Below are 13,292 nucleotides of genomic sequence, written 5' to 3'. Positions count from 1 at the left end.
CTCAGCCTCCCACCCGCAGGGTGCCGTCGCCCTCGCGGGCGATCTGCAGCACGAGGAACTCCAGGGGCTCGGCGGGCGCCACGCCCACCTCGGCGACGAGCCGGCCGCTGTCCACCACCTGCCGCGAGTTCAGCGTCTCGTCGCAGCGGACGAAGAAGGCCTCCTCCTCTCGGGCTCCCTGGAAGGCGTTGGCGAGGAAGAGCTGGCGCAGGTACGTGCGCAGCAGCTGGCGCACCTCTCCGCGCAGCCGGCCGTTGTTGGGCTCGAAGACCACCCACTGCATCTGCCGCTCCAGCACCCGGCGCAGCAGCGTCATCAGCCGCCGCACGCTGAGCTGGCGGTAGCTCGGATCGAGCGAGAGGGTGCGCGCCGCCGTGAGCCGCACGCCGTCGCGCTCGCGCAGGAAGACGTTGATGGAGGCCTGGTGGAGCGTGTCGTGCCGCGCGGACGCCATGCGCTCGGTGACGTCCACCACGCCCTCGGCGAGCACGTTGGCCGGGCCGAACTGCACGCCGGACTCCAGCTCGCGCCGGGCGATGATCCCCGCCGCCACCGCCGAGGGGGGCACGCGGATGAGGGCGTCCCGCTGATCATCCCGCCGGGTGACCACCAGCCAGGGGGCGTAGCAGGCCGCGAACGCGGAGGCGAACTTCGCCCGCCACGCGAGCACCCGCCGGGCATTGAGCCGGGGCGGGACGTCCAGCAGGGCGATGAAGGACTGGCTCTGCTCGGCGAACCGCACCAGCGCCTGCTGGAGGGAGACGATCTCCTCCAGGTCCGCCGGCAGCTCCGGGTTGAGCTGCAGCCCCTTCAGCGCGGGCACGGGCTTCTCCTGCACGGGAGCCGGGGCCAGGGGCACGCAGGGCGCGAACTCCGCGCCAGCGACGGAGGAGGGGAACACCACCGTCTGCACCGGCACCAGCGGTTCCGGGGAGTAGAGATCCGGCACCACGAGCAGGGACACCTCGGAGATGTCCGCGACCGCCTGCACGCCCTCGCCAGGGCACTCGTCTCCAGGCGTCCAGCCCGTGTCGATGAAGTCCTCGGGGACGAGCTCGGGATACCGGTCCTCGCCGCCGGTGAAGGGCTCGGTGCTCAGGGAGGGCAGCGCGGGCGCGAGGACGAGCTCCTGCTCCACCCACACCTTTCCCGCGCGCTCGTCCGGGTACAGCAGCTCGGACTGCTCCACCAGCACCCGGGCCAGCCAGCGAGGGTGCGCGGCGGAGAGCCCCAGCCGCTCCAGGCGCTCGGTGCGGCCCGCGCCGTCATCCACTTCCAGCAGGCCCTCGATGACCTCGGCCTGCTCGGGCACGGAGCCCGCGGAGCTGGCCAGCGTGGCGCGCAGCACCGTCACTCCGGTCTCCGGGTGCCACTCCTCGCGGGCGTCCGCCACGAACCTGAGCACCTGAGTGCCGCCCGCCAGGGTCAGCCGGAGCAGGGCGCCCGCCGGCAGCGCCGTGTCCCGCGCCAGCGCCAGCGTGGTCGCCGTGGCCGTGCCTGCATCGAAGACGAGCGGCCGCGCCGAGAAGGACAGCCGCGCCGAGAGCGTGTTGCCCCACGCTCCCTCGTTCCGGGCGCGCAGCCACGGCGCGCCGCCTCCGGGGAGCACCGCGCCCGTGAGCCGCCCCCGGGCCACTCCCAGCTCATTGCTGGGGTGCCCCGCGCCGTAGTCGTGGACGATGCGCACCACGTACGCCCGCCGCCCGCCGTTCTCGAAGAAGGAGGCGACGGAGTAGGGCAGCAGCCCGGGCCCCTCGAAGCCGCCGAAGAGCCGCTGATAGGCGCTCCAGCTCTCCACCACCACGGGGACCGAGCGCTGCACCTGCTGTCCTGGCGTGCATGGCTCGGGGGCCCAGGGCGCGTGGAAGAACGGCCTGCGGGCGGGGCCACGAGGAGCCACGCCCACGAAGGCGCACACGTCCATCCGCTCGCCCGTGAGCACGCGAAGCGGGACGTCTGGTAGCTCGTAGACGCCGGGGGCTCCCAGCCGCAGTCGCTCGGTCACGGACGGGCCCTCTCTACTTGTACTCGATGCCTTCGTGGACCAGGTGGAGCTCCTCCATCGCCACCTCGCCGCCGCCCTTGGCCGCCAGCGTGGGGCCGCTCCACTTCTTCGGCTGCGCGTTGCGCAGGGTGAAGGTGGCCACCGCGTTGCGAGCCTCGTCCAGCAGGGTGATGGTGACGTTGCGCGGATCGGCCGTGCCGTCTCGCACCGACTTCAGCCACTGGAACAGATCGTCCGAGCCCACCAGCCCTCGCTTCAGGGTGATGTCGTCGACGGTGTGCGTGTTGGGGATCTTCCGAGCCAGGTTCACCTTCTCGTTGCCGTTGCGGTACTCGGAGTACTTCACCTCCATCCCGAGCCCGCTCACGTCCGAGAAGCCGCCGATGATGGTGCCCAGCGAGCCGTCACCCTGGTTGCCGCCAGGGCCGCTGCCCAGCGAGACGAGGAAGTTGAATGCGCCGTACGGATTGTCGCGATAGGTAGGCATGCGAAGGTCCTCGGGTTAGGCCTTGGCGTTGGCGGTGTACTGGCCGACGCGGAAGATGACGAACTCGGCCGGCTTGGTGGGGGCCACTCCGACCAGGCAGATGAGCCGCCCGTTATCCAGATCGTTCTGCGTCATGGTGGTGCGGTCGCAGCGCACGAAGAACGCGTCCTCGGGCTTGTTGCCCAGCAGCGCGCCGTCCTTCCAGAGCACGTACAGGAAGTCCTCGATCGTCTGCCGCACGTTGGCCCAGAGCCGCTCGTTGTTGGGCTCGAACACCGCCCACTGCGTGCCCTTGTCGATCGAGTGCTCCAGGTAGATGAAGAGCCGGCGGACGTTGACGTACTTCCACTCGGGATCCGAGCTCATCGTCCGGGCGCCCCACACCCGGTTGCCGCGCCCCTCGAAGAAGCGCAGCGCGTTGATGCCCTCCGGGTTGAGCACGTCCTGGCGCGGCTTGTTGATGTTGAGCTCGAACTTCGTCAGGCCGTTGACCACCTCGTTGGCGGGGGCCTTGTGCACGCCGCGCTCGATGTCGCTGCGCGCGTAGATGCCGGCCACGAAGCCCGACGGCGGCAGCAGCAGCCGGTCCGGCGGCGCGCCCTGCGCCGGGCGCTGGGTGGGATCGAGCGTCTCGATCCACGGGTGGTAGAGCGCCGCGTACTTGCTGTCGAAGCGGCCGCGGAACGCGCGCACCTTGCTGATGGAGCTGTGGGCGGGCGCGTCCACCACGGCGATGCGGTAGCGCTGCGCCTCGGCGTGGCGGATGAGGTAGTCCGTCGCGGCGATGCAGTCATTCTCGTTGGCGTAGGTGCCGGAGTCGGGCAGCGCCACGATGGCGATGTCGTCGAGCTCTCCCAGCGCCTCGAGCCCCGTGGCCTTGATGGTGGCGTTGTCCGGGTCGGCCGGGCTGCCCGCCAGCAGCGCGGGGATGGGCATCTGCCCGTCGTTGCCGCCCGTCAGGCGCTTGTTGGTGTTGCCCTGGAGCGCCACCATCAGCTTGGCGGCCGCGTCCTGGCCGGCGTCCTCGGGCTTGTAGTCCAGCCAGATGACGGCGTTCTCGTCCTCCGGGTCGTCCAGCTGGAGGATCTTCCCGATGTAGCGGGTCTGCTCCGGGTCGGCGCCCAGCTCGTCATGGAAGCTGGTGCGCTCGGGCGTCACCTTCACCTGGACGCGCAGCTCCACGAGCTGGACGACGTCGGTGGCGTTGAGCGTGACGGGCGCCCCGCCGCGCATGAACAGCTGCTTGCCGTCCTCGTCGATGTCCACCTGCGCCAGCTTGCTGATGTCGAGCGGGGCGTTGCCGACGGGCGGAGTGCCAGAGGCGATGATCTCCACCACGGCGCCCTTCTTGGCGCGGCGCACCTGGACGATGTTGCCCAGCTCCGCGTTGACGTAGGCGATGTTCTTGCTGCGCACCACCTGGCAGTCGACCCAGACGTTGCCGTAGCTGCCGGGCCAGCGCGCCTTCCACTTCGCGGTGGTGCCGCCCACCGTCACGGAGGTGCTGGCGATCCCCAGATCCGAGCCGCTGCGCGGGCTGAACACGCGCGAGACGTAGAGGCGCGCGCCGCCGTTGAGGAAGAAGGCGCGGGCCGCGTGCGCGGTGTAGGGCAGGTGCTCCTTGGCGGTGGCGGGACTGGCCCCCACCTCGAGCGGCTCCAGACCGCCGTACACCGCCTCGAACTCGGTGAAGCTGGTGATGAGGCGGGGCTCGGTGGTCTTCGGGCCGCCGGGGTACTGCACCGGGCCGAAGCGGGTCACCCCGGCGAAGCCCGTGGTACTGGTGGGAACACCTTCAATCGACTTCGACCGGAAGCTGACTTCTTCGACATAGACTCCCGGTGCCAGGTACTCGGGCATCGCGCGGCTCCTGCTTCAAGAGAAGACGATGGGTAGGACTGTGCTGGTGAGCTTCCCCAGCGTGAAGGGAAGGGTGAGACGACTGGTGGCGGTGGCTTCGTAGTTGTCCGGGAGGGCTTCCCCCGGGGTGACGGTGTCGGGCGTGGAGGCGAGGGCCTTCTCCAGGGGCAGATCCCAGAGCGGGTCCTCCCGTGGCTGCGAAGGGGTGTCCGGCACGGGCGCTGTCTGGGGGCCGAAGACGGTGACCTCCACCTGGAGCGTGCTGGTCAGCACGCCGAGCGTGGAGGCGGCGGGCCACAGCAGCAGCAGGAACTCGCCGCGATCGTCGCCGTGGGCGCGGCCCACCAGCGTGCCGGTGCCCGGAGTGGCCGCCGGCAGGCGCGCCTCCACGCGGGCCCAGCGCATGGGCTTGCCGCCACGCTCCACCATGGCCCGCAGGCCCGTGGTGCGATCCGTCACGTCATAGGCGGCGCCCGGGAAGAAGCCGGGGCGCAGCATGGTGGGGGCGTTGGGCGCGACGGGCACGCTCAGGCGGCGGGGGACGAAGCGGCGCGTCTCGTCCTGGAAGAGCACGCTGAGCGGGCTCTTCAGGCCCGGGTAGCGCAGCAGCGCGTGCACACAGGACTCGTGGCGGGGGATGCGCGGGCCCACCGAGCGCGACACCGAGCTGGGAAAGCCCTCCACCCTCACGTCCAGCCGCTGGGCGACCCGCTGGCGCCGGAGCGCGTCGATGGGCTCCAGCCCCAGCGCGAGCTGGTGGAGCCGCTCGCTGAAGCTCACCGGGACGAGGGGGCTCATGGAGAGGAGCTCGGCTTGAGGCCGGTCGCCACGGCTTTGACGAGCGGGGAGGGGTAGGCCACCTTGCTGTCCAGGCGGATGACTCGGGCGATGTACGGGATGCTGAGCTTGTAGTCGGTGGGCAGCGAGTCGAACGTCCGCATCACCGCCTCGGTGCTGAGCTCCTCGAGCGAGAGCTGGATGGCCTCGTTGGGAGCCCAGTCGGCGTGCGGATCCGGGTAGAGCAGCGGGCCGTTGAGGATGGGCGTGGTCTCCAGGCACTGCATCGTCTTGCCGAGGATGCGGTGCTCGTACTCCGCGTTGTCCGCCCAGGCGGTGAGGAGGAAGTGCAGATCCAGCGGCAGGTGTCCGCGCCCGTCCTGATGGCCCACGCCGGACCAGGCGGCGCGCGTCGTCTTGTTGAAGTCGACGCGATACAGATAGAGCGTCAGCGCGGGAGTGGTGAAGCTCAAGGCGCCGTTGGTCAGGGCGAAGTCCTCCGTGCGGACCAGCAGGGCGCGCGTCTGCTTTCCGGGGACGGGCTGCTCCTCCGTGAAGCACGCCGTGAGGAGCCTTTCCAGGCTCTTCCCTGCCGCGGAGATGCCCGCGAAGCTCGCCATGCGTCACTTCCCCCCTCAGGGAAAAAAAGTGTCTGCCTTCACAATGCGGCCGGCGAAAACATGCGGAGAGTATCAATCGCCTCTGAACGGTCAATGACGTGCTGGGGTGTCCGTTTCGCGCTGATCACACGACCTGGCCAGGCCATTGCTCCGTGAGCACGCGGGCGAGTGAGACCGAAAAATTACGAGCCGGGCACGAGGAGAAATCTAGCGATACGGAAACGGATCCTCACCGCGATCCCTGCGGGCCTGCTCCTCCGCGGCCGAGGGCAGCTGGCCCTTGTTCTCCATCGCCGTCTGCTCATCCACGTACTTGGCGATGAGAACCTCGAAGGCCTTCTTGTAGGCCTTCTTCTTCTTCTCGCCTTCGACCTGCGGGCCCATCCAGCTGGTCACCTCGCCCAGGTTGGCCTTCTCGTCGCCTCGGAGTCCGTTCCTCGTGGGATCCGGCATCCGCATGAAGGCCGCGGAGACCAGGAACCCGTACTTCGGGTTGGCCGCCTCGCGGGGATCCGCCTTGATCTTCTCGATGGCTTCGAGGAGGTCCTTGAGATCCTTCGAGCCCGGATCCTCCTTCTGGAGCTCCTCCGCGCGGTTCTCGAGGATCGCGATCACCTGCACGTAGTTGTGCCGGTGGGTGACCTGGATGGGGCCTCGTCCGATGAAGCTCTTCTGCCAGTCCCCCTTGGGATTGATGGAGCCGCCGGTGTGGTAGTTGTCGACCTTGAGCACTCCGCCCTTGAACTTCACCTGCCCCGTGGCGGCCTCGTCCAGCCAGGAGGTGTTGAGCTTCACGTTCTGCGGGACGGCCTGATACGGCTTGTTCGACTTCACGGCCTTCTCGGTCTCGGTCATGAAGCGGAACTGGTCCGACTCCACGTAGGCGTTCGCGATGTAGGAGGCCTGCGCTTCGGCCGTGTCGATCCTCAGGACGCGGAAGGCCTGGTTGAGATGATCGACGTAGGCGTCGATCGTCGCGGCGGGGACCTTGTTCTCGCTCAGATCCTTGGCGACGCCGTCGAAGATCTTGAGCAGCTCGTCACGTGTCAGCGGCTCGTAGATGTAGTGCCCGCCGCTCTCGCTGGAGGCCTTCGTCGTGCCCAGCGCGGCCTTGTACGCGGCGTACTCTTGGCTGCGGGTGCGGACCTTGCCGTCGTTGCCCCGGTACATCTCGCCAAAGTCAGAGGCTCTCTGCACGGAGCCCGTGGCGCTCGCTGCTCCACGGACCTCCACGGGGCGCGAGCTGGCACTCCCCGAGTCCAGCGCGGCGGAGACCCGGTCGGCTTCCGCTTCCGTCGCGTCGCCCGGGTGGCTGACCCCCGAGGGCATCGCGGAGCCCTGGCGCTGTTGAACCACGTGCGTCAGCTCGTGCGCCAGGAGGCGCCTGCCATCCGTGGAGCTCGGATCGTAGCGGTGCGGATCCCGGAAGACGATGTGGCTGCCGAGGGTGTACGCGCGAGCATGGATCGATCGAGCCGCCGCCGAGGCCCGCGTGTCCGTGTGCACCCTCACGTCCTCGAAGGGGTGCTGGAACATGGCCTCGAAGTAGGCCCGGGTCGTCGGATCGAGCGGGCGGCCGCCGCCGGAGCGCGGGGTGTCCTGGACGATCGAGGGAATCTCACGGCCGGGTGGCACCTCGGCTGTGCTCGGGCTGCGCTGGACGTGCGAGCCCTGCGACAGGGCGAGCTGATGCCAGAGGGGATTGTGCCGGCCCTTGTCCGCGGGGCGCCCCGGTGCTGGCTCGGGTGTGGCGCGGCGCGCGGGTTGTGGAGGCTGCTTCCGCTGGAAGGTCATCATCCGAGGGGCTCCTGCACGAAGGTGTCTCGCCAGCCGCCGAGGCCGCGTCCGCCTATCCTCGCCGCGACCTCTCCTATCGAGGTCGATCGCTGGCAGGCCGAGGTTGCTGATCCACGGGCGGTAGCGCCAGCCTCCGAGCCCGTCCGCGGCGAGCGCGCGGAACCGGGCCTCGTCCATGTTGGAGAGCAGGGCTCGCCCACCCGCGCAGCGCGCTGGCGGAGCGGCGGGGAGCGCGCTGTTGGGCGTCCCCTTCGCCCCTCTGTCCTGGGCGGAGTTCTCTCCCTGTTTCGCGGACGGCGAGCGTCGGGAGGACATCATGCACCTCCGGGGGCACGATGCGCCGCTACAAGAGAGGCGCTCCAATTGCTCGCGCGGCTTCCGTGATCCGGGGGCTCTCCCCGGCTGAGCAGAGGGCAAGGTACCGAGAGGGCTCGACCCGTGTCAACGCGGCGCGAGGCATTCGTGTTCTCGCCCTGCACCTGCATCAGTCGCGTCGGACCGTGCTGCTATCGTTCCCGACGGGGACCGAAATGCACGCCACCCTCTACCATCAGCTCCAAGGGCTGTACGTGGCCGGAGATGTTCTCTGCGCCGTCGACTGTGCTCGCGCGCTGCCCGAGTACCGCCACGTCTTCTTCATCAATCGCGACGCATGGCTCTCGACCGAGCTGCTGGCCCAGGTGGAAGGGCAGGGGATCGAGGTGCGTCGGAACTCGCTCGTCACCGAGGATGACGTCACCCCCGCGCTGCGCGGCGTCTTCTACCACTGCGTGGGGAATGATGAGCGGCTCCGAGGGGAGTACGTGCGCTTCCGCGAGGCGCCCCCGGGCGTCATGCTGTGCGCCTGGCTCCACACGCCAGGGCTGTGCGGCGCGTGGGTGGAGCGCTACCACCACCTGCGAGGCCGGGCCGTCTCGCGCCTCGTCTTCGCCAGCAGCTTCAGCCTCCACAACACGCCGGGCGTCGAGCTCCAGGACTTCGAGTCCTGCTCCATCATCCACCCGAGGGTCGATACCGAGCGCTACGGCGCCGTCCGCCGCGCGGAGGACGGCACGTTCCGGATCGGGCGCTGGAGCCGCGGGGATGACAGCAAGTACTCGGACGACTTCCTCGAGCTGCTGTCGAGCATCGACATCCCGGACAGCGAGTTCGTGTGCATGGGCATCCCAGGGAAGTTCCGAGGGGTCTCCTTGCCGCCGCGCGTGCGCTTCCTGGAGAACGGCGCGGTGCCCGTGGAGCAGCTCCTGTCGCGGCTCGACGTGCTCCTCTTCAAGACGGACGAGGCGACCTGGCACGAGGGCTGGTGCCGCACCGTCACGGAGGCCATGGCCGCCGGCGTGGTGCCCGTCGTCGAGAACCGGGGCGGCCTCGTGGATCAGGTGATCCACGGCCACAACGGGTTTCTCTGCGACAGCAACGAGGAGTTCAAGCGCTACTGCGAGCTGCTCCACCGCGAGCCGGAGCGACGGCTGCGGATGAGCGCGAACGCGCGGACGTTCGCGTCCCGGAACCTGGGGCTGAAGCAGCTCCGGGGAGATCTCCTGCGGCTGCTCGAGCCCCAGGCCGCGCGGCGCCTCAACTTCGGCTACGAGCCAGACATGAGGTCCGGCTACCTCAACTTCAGCCCGAAGCCGCTGCCGGGCTTCGACGTGTCCGCCGAGCTCAACCCGTTCAACCCCCGGCTGCCCTTCGAGGATGACGCGTTCGACGAGATCGTCGCGCACCACGTCCTGGAGCACGTGGCGCACAAGGTGCAGATCCTCGAGGAGCTCTGGCGCATCGCCCGGCACAACGCGGTGATCCGGATCCGGCTGCCCGACCGCCACCACGACGAAGCCTTCCGGGATCCGACGCACCTGTCCTACTGGGACGTGGACTCCATCGACTACTTCGTGCCGGGGAACCGGCGCAGCCATGCGCTGGCCCGCTTCGGCGTCCTGCGCAAGCACACCAACGGCCACGAGATCGACTGGGAGCTGCTGGCGCTGCGGCACCGACGCGCCTGAGCACCGTCACCCCGGAATCGTGAACGAGAAGGTGCTGCCCTTGCCTGGCTGACTCTCAACCCAGATCCGTCCCCCATGGGCGTCCACGATGCCCTTGGAGATGTAGAGCCCAAGTCCCAGCCCTCTTGGGCCCCCGTTGTGGGCCTGCCAGTAACGCTCGAACACGGCCTCCAGCTGCTCGCTCGGGATTCCCGAGCCGGTGTCCGTCACGGAGAAGAGAACGCCCTGAGCGGCCGGCTCGACTCGAATCGAGATCCTGCCTCCCTTCGGGGTGAACTTGATGGCATTGCTCAGCAGGTTGGCGAGGACCTGGAGGACGCGGTCATGATCGAGCTTCGCCATCACCTTCTTCTCTCCAGTCCGCGCCTCGAGAGCGAGCCCCTGGGCACGGGCCAGGGGGAGGAACGCCTCGACGGACTCCCGCACGAGCTCGGTAGCGTCCTGCTGCACGGGAGTGACGCGGAGCTTGCCCGCGTCGAGGCTGGCCACATCCACCAGGTCGCCGATCAGCCGCTTCATTCCGGCGGTGAAGCGCTGGATGTACCTGGCGGCTGTCGCTGTCTTCCTGCCCACCGCGTCCTCGGCGGCATTCTGAAGGAGAAGGTCCGCCTGTAGAGCGATGCCCCCGAGCAGTGAGAACAAATCGTGGTTGACCATCTCCAGGATCTGCTCCCGCGTCACCAGCCCTTCATCGGAGCGCAGCCGCTCGAGCAGCAGGTGTTTGTCGGTGGCCTCTCGTTCCAGGTGAAGGAGCGCAGCCAGGGCACGCTTGCGCTCCGCGCGCTCGTCCCGCCGCGCCTCATCAGCGGTGGCCCGCTCCTCCTGTAGCGCGGTGTCCTCATTCGCCCGCTCCCGGGAAAGCTTCTCCCGGGCTTTCACGGGTGTCTTGCTCCGTGTCAGCTCCGAATCCGCGCGGTGGCGGGCCGCGCGTAAGTTCTTATCCGCCTTGCCCCGGGCCTTGTGGATGGCGGCATCTTCCGCCTCATCAATCGCCGTCTGCCGCTTGTCGTACTCGAGATCGGCCTTCTCCCGCTCGGAGCGCAGGCTCTGGTCCGTACTGGCACGCTCGGGGCGCGTTTTCGTATTCCTGGTCGCGATGGAAGCTCTCTTCCCAGTGCTCGGCATGGCGACAGCGGTACCCAACATCCGTTCGCCAGGATACTCGCTCGGGTGGCCTACGTTCGACGGTGAACTGCCTCTAGCCTTGCTGGAGGGTTGGGCTGCTCACAAGGCCCATGCAGAGGTGGGAGCCCTCGCGCTAGCGGTCCTGGCCCTCCAGGCAGGGCGCGCCGAGCAGGGGCAGCTCGACGATGAACGTGGCGCCTTGCCCGAGGGCACTCTCCACCCGCACCGTGCCGCCCATGGCCTCGATGAGGTGCCGGGTCACGTACAGCCCCAGTCCCAGGCCCCCGTAGTGCCGCTCCGGCACGCCGCGCTCGAACTTCCCGAAGAGCCGGCCCAGCGTCTCGGGGGCGATGCCGATACCCTCGTCACGGACGCGCAGCCGCGCCCATGGGCCCTCCATGTCCAGCTCGACGCGGATAGGCTTGCCGGGCCCGAACTTGATGGCGTTGCCCAGCAGGCTCCTCAGCACCTGCCCCAACCGCTCCCGATCGAACCGGCCCAGGGCGCGCTCACACACCCTCACCTCCAGGGGTGAGCCCATGCGCTCGGCCTGGGGAGCCATGGCCCGGGTGACGTCTCGGACGACCTCCGCCACGTCGATCTCCTCGAGCGTGACCGAGAGCCCCTCGCCGGCGATGCTCGACACGTCAATCAGGCTGTTCACCAGGCCCTTCAGCCTGCGCACCTGGCTCTCGGCGGCCTCCAGGCGGCGGAGCGTGGAGGAGCTCGACGCGCGGCCCTCCGGCTCCGCCTCCGTGTCCTTGCGCAACTGCGCCAGGCGCAGGGCGAGGCTGGTGATCGGCGTCTTCAGCTCATGCGCCGCCACGGAGAGGAACACATCGCGGGCCTGCACGGCCTCGCGCAGCGCGGCCTCCTGGCGGCGATGCTCCTCCACGTCGGTGTTGGTGCCGAACCAGCGGATGACCTGCCCCTGCTCGTCTCGCACGGGCATCGCCCGGGACAGGAACCAGCGCAACCGCCCGTCCCTGCCGCGCAGCGGGAAGGTGTCCTCCCACTCCTGCCCGGAGTGGATGGCCTGCCGGAAGCGCTCCTCCACCCGCGGCAGGTGCGCGGGATCATGCACGGCCCTCCACCCCCAGCCCCGCATCTGCTCGTAGGTGGTGCCGGTGTATTCGTACCAGCGGCGGTTGTACCAGGAGATGAAGCCTGTCGCGTCCGCCATCCAGGCCAGCTGCGAGATGTTGTCGGCGAGCGCCCGGAAGCGGGCCTCGCTCTCGCGCAACGCGGTCTCGGCGTGCAGGCGCGCGGTGATGTCCATCTGCGCGACCACGCCTCCGATGATGCGCCCCTCCGGGGTCCGCACCGGCGCGCCGGAGTTCACCATGGTCCGGCGCGCCCCGGGCGCGTCGAAGGGGACGATCTCCACCACGTCCCCCGGCGTCACCTCTCCGCGCAGGGCTCGCGACAGCGCCCACTCCGCGGGCTGCACGGGGCGGCCGTGCCGCTCCGAGCCGTCGGCCCACCGCCCCTGCCAGTCCCGGTAGGCCTCCACGCTCTCGGAGAGGGGCGCGGGGCCCCACAAGCGCGCGTTGGCGGAGTTCATGCGCAGGATGCGGCCATTGGCATCCGCGACGATGATGCCCACGGGCGCCGCCTCGAGGATGGCATCGAGCAAGGCCCGCTCGGACTCGGCCGCGGCGGCGACCGCGCGTGCTCGCGCCTCGCTCTCGCGCAGCGCCGTCTCCACCTGCTTGCGGGTGCTGATGTCCAGGACGAAGCCCACGCCCTCGCGCTTGCTGCCCGGATAGAAGGTGGAGGCCACCACGATGGGCACCCGGCTCCCGTCCTTGCGGAAATACTCCTTCTCGGCGGGCCGATGCTTCCCCGTCGCGAGCAGCTCCGCCACCAGTTGCTGATCCTGCTCCAGCCACTCCGGCGGGGTGAGGCTGCGCCAGTTGACGAGCCCCGCCTCCAGCTCCCGCCGCGTGTAGCCGACGGAGGAGAGGAAGACTTCGTTGGCGTCCGTGATGTCCCCTTCGAGATCCCAGAAGATGAGGCCCACGATGTTGGCGTCGACGAGCTGCCGCATCCGCGCCAGGGCCACCTCCGCTTCCGCCTCGCGTTGCTGGAAGGCGTGGAAGGCCGCTCCCGCCATGGCCTGCTCGAGGCAGAGGGAGAGCACGCGCACCTCGCCCACCGTCATCGACAGCCCGAACTCCTCGACGAGCTCCAGGATGGACTCGCGCAGCAGGCCATATTCCGACAGGATGACTTCGAGGCTGGCCCCCTCGGGCACGCGCGAAGGGACACGGACCGGCGCCGAGCCCCTCTCGGGCGCGGCGCGCGGGCCCGCGCCGGGAGGGCTGGCGCCCAACCGGCGGACGAGCTCATCCACGAACCCGGGCATGCTGTCCGCCAGTGCGGCCCGGCTCAGCGGCGGATGCAGCCGCTGCTCGGCGCGCTCCAGCCAGGAGGCGATGAGCCGCTGCCGAAACCGCGCGAGCAGCTCTCCGAGCGCCATTCCCCTCGTAGGCTCCTCCATCATGGCCGAAACCCCAGCGTATCGGCGTGGCCCTCCGGAACGAACATGAGTACTCCAACACTTCAAGTTATGCACGCCGCCAAGGGGGCGTGACGCCACCTCCTCCCTCCCC

9 protein-coding genes are annotated in these 13,292 nt (G+C 69.4%); 1 reads left to right on the top strand and 8 read right to left on the bottom strand.

Annotated elements, in window-relative coordinates; all coding sequences use genetic code 11:
* Position 1: 1 nt before the first annotated feature.
* The 6 genes from KY572_RS12300 to KY572_RS12275 all read right to left on the bottom strand — a co-directional run bounded on the left by KY572_RS12300 (position 2) and on the right by KY572_RS12275 (position 7,546).
* The gene (locus KY572_RS12300; RefSeq protein ID WP_224242765.1) at positions 2 to 2,005 is read right to left on the bottom strand and encodes a phage tail sheath family protein; all 2,004 of its coding nucleotides are present in this window, start codon (positions 2,003 to 2,005) and stop codon (positions 2 to 4) included.
* Positions 2,006 to 2,018: 13 nt separating this feature from the next.
* Positions 2,019 to 2,492 carry a phage tail protein gene (locus KY572_RS12295; protein ID WP_224242764.1) on the bottom strand — a complete coding sequence of 158 codons (474 nt, stop codon included), beginning with the start codon at positions 2,490 to 2,492 and terminating at the stop codon, positions 2,019 to 2,021.
* A gap of 15 nt (positions 2,493 to 2,507) precedes the next feature.
* On the bottom strand, positions 2,508 to 4,352 hold the full coding sequence (locus KY572_RS12290) for a phage tail sheath family protein (protein ID WP_224242763.1): 1,845 nt from the start codon (positions 4,350 to 4,352) through the stop codon (positions 2,508 to 2,510).
* A gap of 15 nt (positions 4,353 to 4,367) precedes the next feature.
* Entirely contained in the window at positions 4,368 to 5,150 is a 783-nt protein-coding gene (locus KY572_RS12285) for a hypothetical protein (protein ID WP_224242762.1), read from the bottom strand.
* Positions 5,147 to 5,749 (bottom strand): DUF4255 domain-containing protein, encoded by a 603-nt coding sequence (locus KY572_RS12280; protein ID WP_224242761.1) that lies wholly within the window; start codon positions 5,747 to 5,749, stop codon positions 5,147 to 5,149. Before KY572_RS12280 ends, KY572_RS12285 begins: the two co-directional genes overlap by 4 nt.
* A gap of 207 nt (positions 5,750 to 5,956) precedes the next feature.
* On the bottom strand, positions 5,957 to 7,546 hold the full coding sequence (locus KY572_RS12275) for an eCIS core domain-containing protein (RefSeq protein WP_224242760.1): 1,590 nt from the start codon (positions 7,544 to 7,546) through the stop codon (positions 5,957 to 5,959).
* A 530-nt stretch (positions 7,547 to 8,076) separates the two neighbouring features.
* On the opposite strand from KY572_RS12275, the gene KY572_RS12270 reads away from it, so the two are divergent.
* Positions 8,077 to 9,552, top strand: coding sequence for a glycosyltransferase (locus tag KY572_RS12270; protein ID WP_224242759.1), 1,476 nt, complete (start codon positions 8,077 to 8,079; stop codon positions 9,550 to 9,552).
* Positions 9,553 to 9,558: 6 nt separating this feature from the next.
* Here the strand turns inward: KY572_RS12270 and KY572_RS12265 are convergent, their stop codons facing one another.
* Positions 9,559 to 10,677 carry an ATP-binding protein gene (locus KY572_RS12265; protein ID WP_224242758.1) on the bottom strand — a complete coding sequence of 373 codons (1,119 nt, stop codon included), beginning with the start codon at positions 10,675 to 10,677 and terminating at the stop codon, positions 9,559 to 9,561.
* A gap of 133 nt (positions 10,678 to 10,810) precedes the next feature.
* Positions 10,811 to 13,159 (bottom strand): PAS domain-containing sensor histidine kinase, encoded by a 2,349-nt coding sequence (locus tag KY572_RS12260; protein ID WP_224242757.1) that lies wholly within the window; start codon positions 13,157 to 13,159, stop codon positions 10,811 to 10,813.
* Between the last annotated feature and the right edge of the window lie 133 nt (positions 13,160 to 13,292).

The organism is Hyalangium gracile (genome assembly GCF_020103725.1).
GTDB classification, from domain to species: domain Bacteria; phylum Myxococcota; class Myxococcia; order Myxococcales; family Myxococcaceae; genus Hyalangium; species Hyalangium gracile.
Note: the sequence above shows the minus strand (reverse complement) of the source record. Positions and strands in the feature narration are given on the sequence as shown.

What these genes read in the sequence shown, in the direction of transcription:
- KY572_RS12295 (WP_224242764.1), bottom strand. Translation starts at nt 2,492, where the DNA reads ATGCCTACCTATCGCGACAATCCGTACGGCGCATTCAACTTCCTCGTC.
- KY572_RS12290 (WP_224242763.1), bottom strand. Translation starts at nt 4,352, where the DNA reads ATGCCCGAGTACCTGGCACCGGGAGTCTATGTCGAAGAAGTCAGCTTC.
- KY572_RS12285 (WP_224242762.1), bottom strand. Translation starts at nt 5,150, where the DNA reads ATGAGCCCCCTCGTCCCGGTGAGCTTCAGCGAGCGGCTCCACCAGCTC.
- KY572_RS12280 (WP_224242761.1), bottom strand. Translation starts at nt 5,749, where the DNA reads ATGGCGAGCTTCGCGGGCATCTCCGCGGCAGGGAAGAGCCTGGAAAGG.
- KY572_RS12275 (WP_224242760.1), bottom strand. Translation starts at nt 7,546, where the DNA reads ATGATGACCTTCCAGCGGAAGCAGCCTCCACAACCCGCGCGCCGCGCC.
- KY572_RS12270 (WP_224242759.1), top strand. Translation starts at nt 8,077, where the DNA reads ATGCACGCCACCCTCTACCATCAGCTCCAAGGGCTGTACGTGGCCGGA.
- KY572_RS12265 (WP_224242758.1), bottom strand. Translation starts at nt 10,677, where the DNA reads ATGCCGAGCACTGGGAAGAGAGCTTCCATCGCGACCAGGAATACGAAA.
- KY572_RS12260 (WP_224242757.1), bottom strand. Translation starts at nt 13,159, where the DNA reads ATGGCGCTCGGAGAGCTGCTCGCGCGGTTTCGGCAGCGGCTCATCGCC.